Source organism: Bifidobacterium sp. ESL0745 (assembly GCF_029433335.1).
Taxonomy (GTDB): Bacteria; Actinomycetota; Actinomycetes; order Actinomycetales; family Bifidobacteriaceae; genus Bifidobacterium.
On sequence record NZ_JAQTHX010000001.1, the window covers coordinates 971,236 to 987,496 of the forward strand.

At 55.7% G+C, this 16,261-nt stretch carries 13 protein-coding genes and 1 tRNA gene; 4 read left to right on the forward strand and 10 right to left on the reverse strand.

The window, feature by feature from the left end:
* The first annotated feature begins 208 nt into the window (after positions 1-208).
* Positions 209-487 (forward strand): WhiB family transcriptional regulator, encoded by a 279-nt coding sequence (locus tag PT275_RS03755; RefSeq protein WP_277144447.1) that lies wholly within the window; start codon positions 209-211, stop codon positions 485-487.
* 221 nt (positions 488-708) lie between these two features.
* Here PT275_RS03755 and PT275_RS03760 read toward each other — a convergent pair whose 3' ends face one another.
* Positions 709-2,211 carry a PAS domain-containing sensor histidine kinase gene (locus tag PT275_RS03760; protein WP_277152471.1) on the reverse strand — a complete coding sequence of 501 codons (1,503 nt, stop codon included), beginning with the start codon at positions 2,209-2,211 and terminating at the stop codon, positions 709-711.
* Between the two features lie 166 nt (positions 2,212-2,377).
* Between PT275_RS03760 and PT275_RS03765 the strand changes: the two genes are divergently transcribed.
* Positions 2,378-3,406, forward strand: a complete 1,029-nt coding sequence (locus PT275_RS03765; protein ID WP_277152474.1) for a hemolysin III family protein — start codon at positions 2,378-2,380, stop codon at positions 3,404-3,406.
* Positions 3,407-3,531: 125 nt separating this feature from the next.
* Here the strand turns inward: PT275_RS03765 and greA are convergent, their stop codons facing one another.
* The 3 genes from greA to PT275_RS03780 all read right to left on the reverse strand — a co-directional run bounded on the left by greA (position 3,532) and on the right by PT275_RS03780 (position 6,152).
* Positions 3,532-4,014 (reverse strand): transcription elongation factor GreA, encoded by a 483-nt coding sequence (greA, locus tag PT275_RS03770; protein WP_277152475.1) that lies wholly within the window; start codon positions 4,012-4,014, stop codon positions 3,532-3,534.
* A gap of 116 nt (positions 4,015-4,130) precedes the next feature.
* Complete coding sequence (locus tag PT275_RS03775) at positions 4,131-4,538, reverse strand: FKBP-type peptidyl-prolyl cis-trans isomerase (protein ID WP_277152477.1); 408 nt, start codon at positions 4,536-4,538, stop codon at positions 4,131-4,133.
* A 150-nt stretch (positions 4,539-4,688) separates the two neighbouring features.
* Positions 4,689-6,152 carry an L-serine ammonia-lyase gene (locus PT275_RS03780; RefSeq protein ID WP_277152479.1) on the reverse strand — a complete coding sequence of 488 codons (1,464 nt, stop codon included), beginning with the start codon at positions 6,150-6,152 and terminating at the stop codon, positions 4,689-4,691.
* 355 nt (positions 6,153-6,507) lie between these two features.
* Here PT275_RS03780 and PT275_RS03785 point away from each other — a divergent pair.
* A tRNA-Leu gene (locus PT275_RS03785) sits at positions 6,508-6,588 on the forward strand.
* 16 nt (positions 6,589-6,604) lie between these two features.
* Here the strand turns inward: PT275_RS03785 and PT275_RS03790 are convergent.
* The 4 genes from PT275_RS03790 to eno form a co-directional block, all read right to left on the reverse strand.
* Entirely contained in the window at positions 6,605-7,639 is a 1,035-nt protein-coding gene (locus PT275_RS03790; protein ID WP_277153650.1) for a Ppx/GppA family phosphatase, read from the reverse strand.
* A gap of 158 nt (positions 7,640-7,797) precedes the next feature.
* A complete protein-coding gene (locus tag PT275_RS03795) occupies positions 7,798-8,319 on the reverse strand; it encodes a DUF501 domain-containing protein (RefSeq protein WP_277153651.1) in 522 nt (173 codons plus the stop codon).
* A 301-nt stretch (positions 8,320-8,620) separates the two neighbouring features.
* Positions 8,621-9,280 carry a septum formation initiator family protein gene (locus PT275_RS03800; protein WP_277152482.1) on the reverse strand — a complete coding sequence of 220 codons (660 nt, stop codon included), beginning with the start codon at positions 9,278-9,280 and terminating at the stop codon, positions 8,621-8,623.
* Positions 9,281-9,375: 95 nt separating this feature from the next.
* Entirely contained in the window at positions 9,376-10,671 is a 1,296-nt protein-coding gene (eno, locus tag PT275_RS03805) for a phosphopyruvate hydratase (protein ID WP_277152484.1), read from the reverse strand.
* A 287-nt stretch (positions 10,672-10,958) separates the two neighbouring features.
* On the opposite strand from eno, the gene PT275_RS03810 reads away from it, so the two are divergent.
* Entirely contained in the window at positions 10,959-11,816 is an 858-nt protein-coding gene (locus PT275_RS03810; RefSeq protein WP_277152486.1) for an alpha/beta hydrolase, read from the forward strand.
* A 25-nt stretch (positions 11,817-11,841) separates the two neighbouring features.
* Here the strand turns inward: PT275_RS03810 and mfd are convergent, their stop codons facing one another.
* Positions 11,842-15,645: a transcription-repair coupling factor gene (gene mfd / locus PT275_RS03815; RefSeq protein WP_277152487.1), complete on the reverse strand. Its 3,804-nt coding sequence runs from the start codon at positions 15,643-15,645 to the stop codon at positions 11,842-11,844.
* On the reverse strand, positions 15,635-16,234 hold the full coding sequence (pth, locus tag PT275_RS03820) for an aminoacyl-tRNA hydrolase (protein ID WP_277152489.1): 600 nt from the start codon (positions 16,232-16,234) through the stop codon (positions 15,635-15,637). Before pth ends, mfd begins: the two co-directional genes overlap by 11 nt.
* Positions 16,235-16,261: the final 27 nt, after the last annotated feature.

The window sequence follows — 16,261 nt, forward strand, 5'->3', positions numbered from 1 at the left end:
CGTAAGCTGACGCAGGATTTTTCTCATCGCTGCTGCGCGGACATTCGTGGGTTCGCGAAATAATCATTTCGGAACGTTTTCAAAGCTAGAAGTGAATGAAAAAAAATAGTACTATTTTTCTGGCAAAAACTCTTGAAAAAATGCGTGTTTCGTGATTATCTAGGTAGTGAAATGCAGTCGAGGACAACTAGGAAGGTCGTTTGCTTCTATGAGTAATGCTTTTGATTGGCGGGCCAAAGCCGCATGCCGTGACAAGGATCCGGAGCTTTTCTTCCCCGTCGGCAACACGGGCGCTGCCTATCAGCAAATCGAGGAGGCCAAGGCCATCTGCCGTACCTGCAAGGTCATCGATGCGTGCCTCAAGTGTGCGCTTGACACCAACCAGGATTACGGTGTCTGGGGCGGACTGAGCGAAGACGAGCGTCGCGCGCTGAAGCGTCGCGCCATGCGTGCACGTCGTAGCCAGAACATGCAGATGCAAGTCTGAATTTCATTTTGTGTTTCTAAAAGATATAAAGATGAAATAATTTCTATTTTTGTCGAATAGAAATGTCCTTCCGGTTTTTAAGCCGGGAGGACATTTCTATATACGCGATAAAACACTTAATCGGCATGTCAATCAAATCTCATCAACACAGCCAGTGACGCATTGACGGGAAACGGGTATAACGCGGATGAACCACACCTAGCCGCTATTCCATAGACGTATCAGTATTCGGGTTCATCACTTTCCTGTGCCGCGCGCAGATTGATATCGAGAATGACCCGTGTACCACCGCCATGACGCGCGTCCCAGCGCACGGTGCCATTGAAATCGTTGGTTACAAAGGTGTTGATGATCTGTGTCCCCAGGCCAGAACCGGAAGAACGGGCCATGCCGTTATCTTCCTCCGCGGCGAGGCCGGAGCCGTCATCTTCGACCACGACATTCAGATGATTGCCGCTACGCCCCACGGAAATGGTGATATTGCCTTCCTTACGGCCCTCGAAGCCATGCTCGACCGCGTTGGTGATGAGCTCGGTGAGTACCAGAGAAAGCGGTGTTGCGTCCTGTGCCGGCATCATGCCGAACTTGCCGATGTAGCGGATGTGAATATGCTGGTCGTCCATTGTGGCCAGGTCGACGCTCATTTTCAAAAGGTTCGAGATCACGGCGTCGTAATCGACAATCTCGTTGACGGTCTGGCTCAGTCCCTCATGGACAGTGGCGATGGTCTGGATGCGCCGTTGCGCCTCCTTAAGCTCAGTTTTCACCTCCTGAGACTTCGTCTTTCGCGCCTGCAGGCGGAGCAATGCAGACACTGTCTGGAGATTGTTCTTTACCCTGTGGTGAATTTCGGAGATCGTTGCATCCTTTGTCTGTAGTTCCTGTTCGCGGCGACGCAGTTCCGTGACATCACGGCACAGCACGATGGCGCCCGAACGTCCTGTTTCGCTGTAGAGCGGCAGCGAATGCATGGACACCATGGAGTTGTTGGCGTCAAGCTCACAGTCGGCGGCCGCTTTGCCGCTCAGGACCAGCGGCAGGGTCTCGGGGACCGGGTCGTTGGGATGAAGTAGTTGCGTTCCTATTTCGCTCAGGTAATGTCCTTCCATTGCGGTGATGGCACCAAGCCTGCGGAAGCAGCTGATGGCATTGGGAGCGGCATATTGCACGATGCCGTCAGCGCCGAGGATAATGAATCCGTCAGAGACTCTCGCATTGTGCCGCTGGCTCATGATCGCATCATGATACGGGAATTGGCCGCGCGGAATCATCTCGAAGAGCATTTTGCCAGCGTTGATGCTTTCGGATTCATAGCGGCCATTGGATTCGCGCGTGGACATGTTGGTCTCACGCACCACCACGCCAAGGGTTTTGTTGCCACAACGCACCGGCGCGTAAACGTTGCAAACACTTGATTTGCCGACTTGATGCAGCGTCGTGGTGTGCAGAACGCCGTTGGCGCTCATGGCAGTGTCGATTTCTTCGACAAGATTCTCGGCCACCTCATCGCCGACGGCATCATCACTGCGCATCGTCATCACGGTGGAGGGACGGCACTGTTCGGCGACAATGTATTTGCCATCGTCGCGGCGAAGCACCAAAAGAAGGTCAGCGAAACTCAGATCGGCGATAACCTGCCAATCCGCCACCAACAAATGCAGCCATTCACGATCGCCCGCGTCAAAATCGGATTGCGCGGCGAGAATCTCATCAAAATCAGCCATGCTTCAATGATACTATCGGGTCGGTTTTCAGAGTGTCGCAAGGCTGAATACTATGTCATCAATATAGGTTACGATAACGTAAGTTACGTTCGCGTAGGCAATCGTTTCATAAGGCTTTAGACTTTGGGTTGCCTGCTATACAAATATTTGAGACTCTGGAGGCGCCATGTCCGAAAAGCCTGTCGACAAGGCGATCGACGACGCCATCGCTATCAAGGCCCCCAACGATGGCCCGCTGAGCGGCGACTCAATACACCAATCTGCGAAAGACCTTGGTCAGAGTGCCGGCAATGCTGATTCGCAAGTCTCTGATAAAGACCCCAATGCTATTACGACAACCGTCAGCAAAGCCCAACAACAGGCCATGGAAGCCAAGGCCGAAGCCATACGCACTGAGGCGCACAACAAAGCCGACACCATTCGGCGCAAAGCCGAAGAACGCGCGACATATGTCATCGCACGCGGCGAGGTGAAGGCCGCACAAGCGCTGGGAATCACTCCCCCGTCGATGCCCGGACGCAAGGTGCGCCTCGACGTGCACGGCCGACCGAAACCGTTGCTGCGTGGCTGGATCCACGCAGTGGCTGCCCCGCTCGCCCTGGCCGCCGGTATCGTGCTCATCTGCCTGGCACACGGAACCGCGCTCAAATGGGCGTGTGCGGTCTTTATGGTCTGCTCGCTGATATTGTTCACCAATTCGGCCGCCTACCATCTGGGCGACTGGTCACCCAAGACCACTGATATCCTGCGGCGCATCGACCATATGAACATCTTCCTCCTGATCGCCGGCACCTATACCCCGGTCTCCTTCGCCCTGACGCCCAACTGGCGCAACGGGGTGATCGGCGGGATGTGGGCCTGCACACTGGTGGCGCTCCTGATCCACGTCATCTGGATCAACGCCCCACGTTGGCTTTATACGGCCGTCTACATCGTCTTCGGCGTCTCCGGCGTCGCCTTCCTCGACCTCTTCTGGTTCTCGCCATATGCCGGCCCGGCGGTAGTCGTTCTGCTGGCTGCGGGCGGTGCCTGCTATATCGCCGGCGCCATCGTCTATGCGCTGCGCAGGCCCGATCCGTGGCCGCGCGTCTTCGGCTTCCACGAGATCTTCCACCTCGGCACGGTGGCCGGTTACGCCTGCCACATGGTGGCCATTTATATGGTCATCGTCAACCTTTCGCAAATACATCCATAAGCCGATTGCACGATTACACATCCGCCTTTCAAAAACCGGGACATGAAAAGGTCCGAACCCATGATTTTATGGATTCGGACCTTTTACGATTCAACGGGCGAAGCGCAGGACCAAGCTCAAACCGACTACTTCATCGGCTTGGAATCCTTGATCTTCACCTTAATCTCACGGCCGTTCGGGGCCTTGTAGCTCACTTCGTCACCCTTCTTGGCGCCCATGATGGCGGCACCGATCGGCGATTCCGGGCTGATGACGTCATAGTCGGTGGCCACGGCGATATCGCGGGAACCAAGCACATACTTCATTTCCTTGCCGGCAAGCTCGAGCGTGACCAGCGAACCGTTGCCGACCTTGCCAGCCGGCGGTGCCTTCAGAATCTTCGTATTGCGCAGCTTGACGATGAGCTCGTTGATGCGCCCCTCGTTCTTGCCCTGTTCCTCGCGGGCGGCCTGGTAGCCGCCGTTTTCGGACAAATCGCCTTCGGCGCGGGCCGTGGCGATACGCTGGGTGATCTCGTCGCGATAATCGCCCTGACGATAGGCCAGCTCCTTCTGGAGCTTGTCATAGGCCTCCTGCGTGAGCAGAACGGTCTTTTCTTCCTCTGCCATGATTCCTCCTTGCCTTTTATCGGTTTGTGTTCCTGCCATGTCCGGCGGGTGCCAAACGTTCAAAAAAACAAATAAGACCGGCACGCTGGCCGGTCACCGTATTGGATTTCCTTGCCTTAGCGCGTGGCGATGATGTCGATGACAAACACCAGCGTGTCATCGCCGCCTATGCCGGCCTGCGGCATGCCCTGCCTGCCATATCCGTATTCCGGCGGAATCGAGACCACCAGGCGCGAACCCACGTTGTGACCGGGAACGGTACGATCCCAGCCCTTGATGACCTGGCCGACACCGATGCCGAAACTGGCCGGCTGATGGCGGTCGAAACTCGAATCGAAAGGTTCGTCCTTGCCCCAGACCACGCCATGATAGTTCACGGTGACATTGTCGCCGGAACGAACCATTGGACCATTGCCCTCGACCAGCTCGACGGCTTTCAGTCCGGTCGGTGCCGGGGCATCGGGAAATTCAATGACAGGCTTTGCACCGAACTCGGCATTTACCTCGGGCATATTCGCAGCCATACGTAGACCTCCTTGTTATTTTACAATGTTAATAGGTTAGCACTGCCGTACCCCCGCAACATCCATTGCGCTTAAAGTGCACAGAACTTGCGGAAAACCGAATTGATAAAAAACGATAATTATTACCGAAAAATAGCAACAATGCCGGCTTCAGCATTCGACCATATTGACAGCAAGACCACCTTCCGAGGTTTCTTTGTATTTGGACATCATGTCGGCGCCGGTGTCCTTCATCGTCTTGATGACCTGATCAAGGCTGACCATGTGCTGGCCGTTGCCCAACAAGGCCATTCGCACGGCATTGATGGCCGTGTTGGCGGCCATTGCGTTGCGCTCGATGCAGGGAATCTGGACAAGCCCGGCCACCGGATCGCAAGTCAGGCCCAAATGGTGTTCCATGGCGACCTCGGCCGCGTTCTCGACCTGCCGGGGCGTGCCCTGCATCACTTCGCACAGCCCTGCCGCCGCCATCGATGCGGCCGAACCAACCTCACCCTGGCAACCGACCTCAGCGCCGGAAATGGACGCGTTGCGCTTAAAAAGGTAGCCAACGGCCCCTGCCGCCAAAAGGAAACGGATGATGCCTTCCTCATCGGCGGAACCGGCGAAATGCCAATAATATTCAAGCACTGCGGGAATGATTCCCGCCGATCCGTTGGTCGGGGCAGTGACGATGCGGCCTCCTCCGGCGTTTTCCTCGTTGACCGCGAGCGCAAAAAGGTCGACCCAGGTGCATTCGGAGGATTCCAGCACAGAGGCGGGCCTACGCACATTATGGGAGAGGATGTCGGCATTGCCGGAAAGCTCACGGTAGATCTTGGGCGCACGCCGGGGCACGTCAAGCCCGCCGGGAAGGATGGTCTGGGTGCTCATGCAGCCGTTCTTGACACAATCGTCCATATGCCGCCAGACGTTGAGCAACGCATCCTTGATTTCCTTGGGCGTTCGCGTGGCCGTTTCGTTGGCCCAGACGATTTCGGAGATGCTTTTGTCCTCCCGCTTGCATATTTCAAGTAGCTCATTGCCACTGGCGAAGGGATACGGTGCCTCGGGCGGAAAATCATTGCTGCTGTCCACGCTTGCCTCTTCAGCAAAGGTGCTGCCCTTGGGTGCTTTTTCGTGGATGCCGATCAACAGATCACCAGGATGGCCCTCTCGTACGAAACCGCCGCCGATTGAATACCAGACTTGCTCGTCGATTTTCTCACCGTGCTCGTTGAATGCCTCGAAACGCATGCCGTTGGGGTGCGCAGCCAGCATCTTCCACTTTTCGAAAATCATGTCCGTGTCGTAATCGAACGCGATGTTGTGCCTGCCGCCAAGATTGAGCGTACCGGCGCTTTCGCATTCTTCCCTGATATTGAGCAGGTGATCCGTATTGACCGTAGCCGGCACGTTGCCTTCAAGCCCCGCCATGGTGGCCCTGTCGGTGCCGTGCCCCAGCCCGGTCATGGACAATGACCCGTACAACGTGCTTTTCACGCGGCCCACACGCCCGATCAAATCGCGATTTTGCAGCGACGCCACGAAATTCGAAGCGGCGATCATCGGGCCGACGGTATGCGAGGAGCTTGGCCCCACGCCGATCTTGAACATGTCGAGAATACTGAACATAGCCAATAGTCTAACGGAAAAGTGTGTGCAACGTATTTCTTTTCAGCAAAAACCATAAAATGAGACATTTTTCTTAAGTTGCTCTCACCCCACAACGCTTATGACTAATACCATCCAATATGACCGATACAAGCAACTTCCGCTTTTGGTATGTCAACAGCAATTGAGTTGCTTTCGTCCCTGCACAATAGTGTTGCGAGACAATCCCCTAAAGGGATTGAGTGCCCCCCTAAAGGGATTGAGTGCTACAGACAATAATCGTGTAAGAGGCAAGGTCTAAACGCCAACGAACATATCGCATTTCGTCCGGTAGAGCCGGCATGGCATAATAATGCCTTGTCGATTGATTCGATGTGCTCCCGTGGCGGAATCGGTAGACGCAGCTGACTTAAAATCAGCCGCCTTTGGCTTGTGGGTTCGAGTCCCACCGGGAGTACTTTTCTTCTTTGTTTTTACTTTTTCTTCAACAATCTGGTGCCATAGTCCAAGACGATGCCGTCGAGAAGGCCGTGGTCGCTGGAAATGAAGGAATCGATCGGCGTGCCATGGTCGCGTTGTGCGGCTTCGGATACTTTGACAAGAATACGGTTCCAGATCAGTGCTCCGCCGCCGACCACATCGATACGTCCGGGATGGATGGTCTTGTACATGGAACGTTCGGCACGTGTCATGCGCAGGAAACGATTGTTGACCCTGAAAATATCCTCGTACGACACCCGCACGCCATCGACAGATCGGTGATCGTATTCCTTCAGCCCCAGCGCCAACGCCGTCATCGTGGTCACGGAACCGGAAACGCCGATAATGGTCCGGGTCTTCCCTGCCGGAATATGTTCGAACGCTTCATCGATATGCCGGTCGATGTCCCCGCTCGCCTCGGCAATCTCGGTCTCGGTCGGTGGGTCGGTATGCAGATGACGTTCTGTCATACGAACAGAACCTATGTTCATCGAAAACGCCGATTGCACGCTAGTGGCCGGCGCGGATTTGCCATCCCCACCCATCACCATTTCGGTCGATCCGCCGCCAAGGTCGACCACCAGATAAGGCGCTTCAAGCCCAGTGCGCGGTACGCTGCCGATGGCTCCCAGGAAACTCAGCGAGGCTTCTTCCGTCCCCGGTATCACCTCAGGACGCACGCCAAGAATCGACTCGATCCCATCCTCGAAATCCTTGCGGTTCTCGGCGTCTCTGGTGGCGGAGGTGGCCACGAAACGCAGACCGTCGACCGGATGCTCCTTGAGTATCCCCGCGAATTCCCTCGCCGCCTCGTAAGCGCGTTGAAGTGCATCGTCAGCAAAACGATGGGTCTTGTCGACATCCTGGCCAAGCCTGATGACACGAAGGACGCGGGGCACGACATCTTCCACGGTTGTGTCGCCATACACCCTGGATACTTTGAGCCTGATGGAGTTGGTACCACAATCGATGCCCGCAACGGTCACGTAATTCTTGGTTTCGTCTTTCATTTCAGTACCATCCACCATCCATGTCATCTTGTTTTCCTGTATCTGACATTATCCTTGAGACGCAACATTATCCGCACAACAATCTATTGTCGAAGACCACATTCAAGCCGCGACACGCGTGGCCATTGCTACAGCACCGTAGTCCCGTCACCGCAATGATAACAATACCGTTTTATTCAGCCGAGCTCGGTGGTGCAGCGGCAGACCTTCGGATTGAACTCGTCGGTGATGCGCTCCATCACCAGGTCGCCGATAGGATTGACACCGTGGCCCATCACCAACGTCTGGGCAATCAGGGCGTGCAAGCACTTGACACGCACGGGCATGCCTCCCGCGCTTGTGCCGGCGATATGTTCCTCACTGTCGCCGAGTCTGGCTGCCAGCTCATGACGAAAAGCGAGATACAGCCGATGGGCGTACTGGTACTGGCTCCGAAGCGTTTCGTCATGCACCACCAGATCGGTATAGTGCTGCATGGACCCGTCAGCTTCGACCCGTGAAACGGCCTTGACCGCCTCAGGGCTGGTCAGGTAGCAGGTGGTGGGGAACGGTGTGCCATCAGGCAGCACAGGACGGGTCACCACGGCCAGCGGCCGCCCACAAACGCAACGCGCCCCTATTGCTACCATACCGCGCGGGAAACGGCCAAGCTGACGCGTCACTATGGCGATATCTTCGTCACCGGCCTTGTCTGCCATCACACGGTCGATCAGATTTTTGGCACGAAGCGAAAGATCGGTATCGGAGTCTTTGGCGACATCGACGAATCGCACTGAATTGCCATCCTCTGAAGTGCGTCGGTCTTCGTCCTTCCTCTCGTTCGCTTCCTGGTAGCTCTCGGATTGGTCCTGTTCCACGTTGATCCTTATCAAATATTACTTAATATTACTTAATATTATTTATTATCACTTATCGTATCGGTGAGCGGGGCGTGATATCCGACTTGAAACTCTGGACGTTTCCCTTCACCGCATATCAAATGAAGCTTGCCCTTGAGTTTCAGCGTTTTACGGTTTTCGTTCCGGATTTGCCGTTCCCGCCATTTTGATTGCCTGTACCGGTGTTCTGACCTGGTTTGTTCTGCTGACCCGTACCGGTTTTGCTGTTATCGTTAACATTCGTCTGACCGTCGTTGGCACCGGAGTTCTGAGCGTCCCTTGGCTGATTGCTTACAGCGCCAGGAGTTGTGACCTGCGACTTGTCTTTTTTCAGCGGTTCGTCGGCCTTTTTGAACCCATATGCCAGCTCGCGGTACCAAGGCAGAATCTGCTTGTCGGAATTGACATCGGTTTGGTCGGTGTTATCGGACTTCGGCTTGACTCCGGTGACGGCCTCCGGATGCTCGACATGAATGGCCTGTTCGCCTGGAAAGACAAAGCCCAGCCGTTCGCGTGCCTGTGCGGTGACATAGGCATTGTCGTTCCAGCGGGAAATGTCGTTTTCCAAATCCTGTTTCTTTGCGCTCAAAGCGGCTTCCTGACGTTTGAGCCCGTTAAGTTCGGAAAGGTTCATGGCATAGTTGTATATGGACGACACCAATTGGATGGCTCCAACCACAACGATAAGGAACGCAACGAAAAAAGCTATCGGGCCGGAACCCCGACGTTTGACGCGCTTCTTGGCGCTGTCGGTTTTTTCTTTGTTTCTTGTGGTTCCCATAAGACACGAAAATACCCGTCACATTCGACTTACACAAGCGAATGTGACGGGTAGAAGCTCACAGTGCAACAGCACTGCGATGACTTTAGTTGAAGTTACTTGATGTACTTCTTGCAGGCCTTGAAAGCGGAATAGCCGGCATACTCAGCAGCGGAGCCAAGCTCTTCCTCGATCTCGAGCAGACGGTTGTACTTCGCGATGCGCTCGCCACGGGCAGGAGCACCGGTCTTAATCTGACGGGTGTTCTTGGCGACGGCGAGGTCGGCGATGGTGGTGTCCGAGGTCTCACCGGAACGGTGGGAGACCATGGAGGTGAAGCCGTTGGCCGTGGCGAGCTCGATGGCGTCGAGCGTCTCGGTGACGGTGCCGATCTGATTGAGCTTAACCAGCAGGCTGTTGGCGGCCTTGAGATCGATGCCCTTCTGCAGACGCTTCGGGTTGGTCACCAGCAGATCGTCGCCGACGAACTGGAGCTTGTCGCCCATTTCGGCGGTGATCTTCTGCCATGCAGGCCAATCCTCTTCGGCGAACGGATCCTCGATGGAGACCAGCGGATACTTGGAGACGAGCTCCTTGTAGTAATCTAGCATGTAGTCGGCATCGCGATCGGCGCCGTCGAAGTGATACTTGTTGGTTTCCTTGTTGTAGAATTCGGAGGAAGCCACGTCAAGGCACAGGCCGATCTGGCGGCCAGGCTCATAGCCGGCGGCCTCAATGGCCTTCACGACGTACTTGAGGGAATCCTCGTTGGTCTTCATCTTCGGGGCGAAGCCGCCTTCGTCGCCGAGACCCGTGTCGTGGCCATCCTTCTTGAGGATGCCCTTGAGGGTGTGATAGACCTCGACGCCGGCACGCAGCGCATCGCTGTAGGTGTCGAAGCCGTACGGGGAAATCATGTATTCCTGAATGTCGGTGGCGAAATCAGCATGCGCACCGCCGTTCATGATGTTCATGTTCGGAACTGGCAGAATGTGGCCGTTGGTGCCGCCGATGTAGCGGTAGAGCGGCAGTTCCGCGGATTCCGCGGCGGCATAGAGGGCCGCGAGGGAAACGCCGAGGATGGCGTTGGCGCCGAGCTTGCCCTTGTTGGGGGTGCCGTCGAGCTCGATCATGGTCTCATCGAGGGCGCGCTGGTCGGTGGCATCCATGCCGATGACCTTGGGCGCGATGGTCTCGTTGACGGCCTTGACCGCGTCGAGAACACCCTTGCCGTTGTAACGGGACTTATCGCCATCGCGACGCTCCCAAGCTTCGGCTTCGCCGGTCGAAGCGCCGGAAGGAACCAAGCCGATACCTTCGGCGCCATCAACGGTGTCGAGGACTACCTTCACGGTCGGGTTTCCACGGGAATCGAGAATCTCGCTGGCATATACGCTTTCAATTGCTGCCACAATTACTCCTTAAAGATGGACTTACATTACCACTTCTAAGGTTAATGCTTTTGATGGACGTAGACCAGTGAAGATAGAGACATAATTGTGAACGTTCACATGTCAGAATAGAAAAAATGTTCTCCTACCCGCTCGATAAGAGACGTGTGAATACCAAAGTTCCGATTGCTTGCAAACCCATCCCTCGCAATTCGATAGAGGTCATCCATCTACCATTGCCGCTATTGCCCTCAAACTGCATCCGCACCGAATATAATGGTCCTTAAATTATTAGGGAATGGAGTTTTATGTTCGAATCGCACTACCTTGACACTCCATATGGGGACTTCCATTATTGCATTTGCAATACCCACGAAGCACAAAGAACCATGGTCGCCTTTACCTGCATGGGAATCAACAGTGCGGAATACGACTTCTACGGTCTGGCCAATGCAATTTCGCCCACAACACGTCTGATATTGGTCGATCTGCTGGGGTCCGGGAAAAGCGGACAACCCAAAAACGCGGAACGAAACCTGGAAAACATACGAGCCGAAATAGCCGGTTTCCTTAATGGCCTGCATCTTGATAGATACTATCTGTGCACCCACAGTTTCACTGCCATCTATCTGCTCAAGTGCCTGTCCGTCCCCTCGATCAGATCCTCCGTCACGGGGTTTATCGCCATCGATCCGTCGATTCCCGCCATGATGTGCTCCCATACCGATGATTTCACAAGCAATCTTGAAGAGGCTGAGGCCAACAGGAAAAGACACGCATCGGGTATGGCCATAGCAATGCCCGATGCGGATATCAACCCTTTGCTACCCGATACGGCAAGAAAAGACTGCTTTGAGTTGTACTGCAACCTTTCAGGCAATCCTTCGGAAATTTCGGAATTGCATGAGGCAACGGCGACAGCGGAAAAGACCCAAAACCTGAAATTGGATGACGATATCCCTTCTTTGTCCTTTCTTTCGACACTGAATCTGCCTCATTTTCTTGAATTCGGGAACCCTTATTTCAACTCGAACCAGAAATCGGCGGAAGTTGTACTGCAAGGCCATCATTTTCTACATTGGCTGCATCCCGATATGATGGGCAGAATCATCAATGGCTTCATTGATGAAACAGCTGCTGTCGAGTCTGAAGAATCCGATAACTAGAAAACGTCATCGGATTCTTCAGAAATCAGTGGTTTGCCGGTTTAGGGCCACCGGTCCACGCAAGGTCTTCGAGCAACTGGTCGGTCCAGCCCATCACTTCGGGGCTGGTCATCGGTTTGCCGCCAAGAGAACCACCGAACGGCGCGGGAATCAGGAGTGTATGCGTCACCGGACGATATTGAGCGCCGCGATAGATGCGCGAGATGCGCATTTGCAGAGATTCAGGCGGATCAATCTTGGCGATGCGCACACGGCTGCCCTGCGTGACGATCTCCGAGATGCCAAGCGCACGGGCTTTGCTACGAAGGCGGGCGACGTCAAAGAGCGTGTCGAATTCCTCAGGGAGCGGGCCATAGCGGTCCGTAAGTTCCTCGCGCAAGTCGGTAAGGTCCTGCTCGGTTCGTGCGCTGGCCAGCTTGCGGTAGGCCTCAAGGCGCAGCTTGTCGGAATCGATGTAATCGACCGGGATGGAAGCCTCGATGGGCAGATCGATGGTGACGGAAACGGATTCCTTGCGCTCCGGTTCCTTGTATTTTTCCACGGCATCGGAGACCATACGCACGTAGAGGTCGAAGCCGACGCCTTCGATGTGGCCGCTCTGTTCGCCACCGAGAAGATTGCCGGTGCCGCGCAGCTCAAGGTCCTTCATGGCCACGTCGAAGCCGGAACCCAGCGCCGTGTTCTGCGCGATGGTGGCGAGCCGGTCGTGCGACTGCTGGGTCATGGGCTTGGACGGATCGTAGAGGAAGTAGGCGTATGCACGTTCGCGGCCACGGCCGACGCGGCCTCGCAGCTGGTGAAGCTGGCTCAAGCCAAAGCGGTCGGCATGGTCGACGATCAGTGTGTTCGCGTTGGTGATATCGAGGCCGGTTTCAATGATGGTGGTACACACGAGCACGTCGATGTCACGGTGCCAGAAGTCCTGGATGATGTTGTCGAGCTGCTTCTCCCCCATCTTGCCATGGGCGATGCCTATTTTTGCCTCGGGCACCAATTCATGGATTTTCGCAGCTGTCTTGTCGATGTCGTTGACGCGGTTGTGCACGTAGAAGACCTGTCCGCCGCGCAAAAGCTCGCGCCGTATCGCGGCGGTGACCTGCGCATCCTCGTAGGCACCGACATAGGTGAGTACCGGCAGACGGTCTTCGGGAGGCGTGGCAAGCGTCGACATCTCGCGGATGCCGGTGACCGCCATCTCAAGCGTTCTGGGGATAGGCGTCGCCGAAAGGGAAAGCACATCGATATTGGTGCGCAGCGCCTTCAGCGTCTCCTTGTGTTCGACGCCGAAACGCTGTTCCTCGTCAATAATCAGCAAGCCCAAATCCCTGAACTTGATTTTCGGATTCAAGAGCTTGTGGGTACCGATGACGACATCGACCTTGCCGGATTCCAGACCCTTAAGCGTTTCGTCGATCTCCTTTTTGCTCTGGAATCGGCTCATCGCCGCCACTGTGACCGGGAAATTTTCATACCTCTCGGTGAACGTCTCATAATGCTGTTGCACCAGAAGCGTGGTCGGTGCCAAAATGGCGACCTGTTTGCCATCCTGCACGGCCTTGAAAGCGGCACGCACGGCGATCTCGGTCTTACCGAAACCAACATCGCCGCAGATCAGGCGATCCATCGGCACGGGCTTTTCCATGTCGGCCTTGACCTCGTCGATGGTGGTGAGTTGGTCGGCCGTTTCCTGGTACGGGAAAGAATCCTCCAGCTCCTTCTGCCAAGGGGTGTCGGGGCTGAAGGCGAAACCTTTGGCCTGCTGGCGGGCGGAATAGAGCTTGACCAGGTCGTCGGCGATCTCGTGGACGTGTTTGCGGGCCTTGGCCTTGGTCTGGGCCCAGTCGGAGCCACCGAGCTTGTTGAGCTTGGGTTTGTCGGCACCGATGTATTTGGAGACCTGATCGAGCTGATCGGTGGGAATGAAAAGCTTGTCCGGCGGCGCGTTGCGCTTGGACGGGGCGTATTCGATGACCAGATATTCACGGGTGGCACGATTGGCGCCGACACCGGTGGTGCGCTGACGCATCTCTACGAACTTGCCGATGCCGTGCTGCTCGTGGACAATGTAATCGCCGGCCTTGAGTTCCATCAGGTCGATGGCCTTGTGGCGTCGACGGGACGTCTTCTGCTGAGCGACGGCACTGGTCTTGCCTGTCAGATCACGTTCGGTGAGCAAGGCGAATTTGGCGGACGAATCGATGAAGCCGTCCATGGCCTGCGAGCGCACGGTGTCGAATCTGGTTACACCGGTCTGGCCCAACGCACGCTTGAGCCTTGACAACGTACCGTTGGCCGCAGCCGTGATGGTCACTTCGAAACCGTCGTCAATCAGACCTTCGACGCCAGTGGTTGCGCGTTTTTCGTCGCCGCGATACTCCTCGGGAACCTTCGCGTCAAGCTGGACATGACCGGCCAAAGCCTTGTCCACACCAAAACTAGTAAGCCTCCACACGTCGTGGTTGGAAAATTCCAGCGAACGGATGGTCTCATCGAAGTCAAGGAAACTCGCCTGATCAAAGCTGATTGGTGCACCGGCCCCGTGACCGCTGGCGGCCACATGCCAGCTCGCGGCGAGGAATTCGTTGGCGGTTTTGGCCAGATCGGCTGCGGCGCGACGCAGCTTTTCGGGGTCGGAAAGCATGATGACCGCGTCACGGGGCAGCATCGTGGCCACCGGCTGCATGTCGTCGATCAGTGCGGGAATCAGCGATTCCATGCCTTCCACGGGAATGGAGTCGGCGATGGATTGCAACATGTCGTCGGCGTTGGGAATCCTGCCGATCAAGGATTTTGCACGTGCCCGCACCTTGTCGGTCAGCTGAAGCTCGCGGCATGGCGTAGCCCAAACGGTCTCGATGCCGTCGCCGTACGTGCGCTGGTCGGAGGCATGGAACTCCTTGATGGTGTCGATTTCATCGCCGAAGAATTCGATACGCACCGGGTGCGGAAGCGTCGGCGGAAAGACGTCGACAATGCCGCCACGCACCGCGAACTCGCCACGGTTGACGACCAGATCGACGCGTGTATAGGCGTTCTCGACCAGACGTATGGAAACCTCATCCAGCGGAATCTCACTGCCAGTCTTGAACACCAACGGTTCCACGTCACCCAGGCCAGCCACCACAGGCTGAATGAGCGAGCGCACCGGCATCACGAGAATGCGAATGGGACCAAACATCTCGCTGTGGACTTGTGGATGGCAAAGCCTTCGGAAGACGGCCATACGGCTGGCCACGGTATCGGCACGCGGCGAAAGGCGCTCGTGTGGAAGCGTTTCCCAAGCCTCAAGCTGACTCACCTCATTGGGGTCTCCCCCGTACCAAGAACGTATGGAATTGACGGTTTCCTCGGCCTCGCGGCTTGAAGACACCACCATCACCACGGAAGAATATTGTGCTCTTGCAGCCGCAAGTGCAGATCGAATACCTTCAGGCGCACCGACGGTCAATGCCTGATCGGCGTCACCTTCCGGGGCTTCGATCTGATCGGCAAGCAGGTCACGGAATGCCCCGTCATCATCAAGTCTGGGTAGAAAACCCGCGAGCGAACCGGACGTATCCCATGCAGCGCGGTCATCGGCACTATTTGCAGCCTGACTCTGCTGCTTTACCGGTGGAACATTTGTATGGGCATCGGAACCCTCGGTAGACGAAGCCGGTTTTACTGATTTTGCCGATTCTGACGTATTACCACGTCGTTGCGAACTTTTGGCATTACCTTTTGTTGTTTTCAAATCTGACGTATTGACTTCGCTCTTAACTGATGGCTTTGTTCCACCAAGACGGTCTTTACCCCTGCTACGGCCATGACCCTTCGCTTCAGCGGCCATTGAAGCGCTCCTGAGCCTCGCTCATGCCTTCGAACATGATGGTTTCCACCGCGTCGGCACCGTCGGCGAGAAATTCAGGAAGTTCCTTGCGCTGCTGGGCCGAGAAACCGCCAAGTACCCAATTGACCGTGTTCTCATGGGCATGCGGACCACGGGCGGCATGACCGGTGCCCATGCGCACGCGCGAATATTTGTTTGTTCCCAGCGACTTGTCGATCGAACGGATACCGTTGTGCCCGCCTGCCGAGCCACCGGTCTTGACCTTGATGCGTCCGAAATCAAGGTCCATATCGTCATGAATGGCAATGACACGGCTGGGGTCGATGTCGTAATACTCTGAGATCGACGAGACGGCATCGCCGGAATCGTTCATATACGTCAAGGGTTTGGCCAAGAAGAACTTCATGCTTTTGCCACTAAGGTTCATCACGCCTTTACCCAGCTCAGCCAGCCCCTTGTGATCGCTCAGAGACACCGACCAGCGTTCCGCCAATACATCGGCTACCATGAACCCCATGTTGTGGCGGGTACCTTCGTATTTCTTGCCTGGATTTCCCAGCCCAGCAATCAGCCAGAATTGTGATGCCATAAATTCTCTTCCCAACATACTTCATTC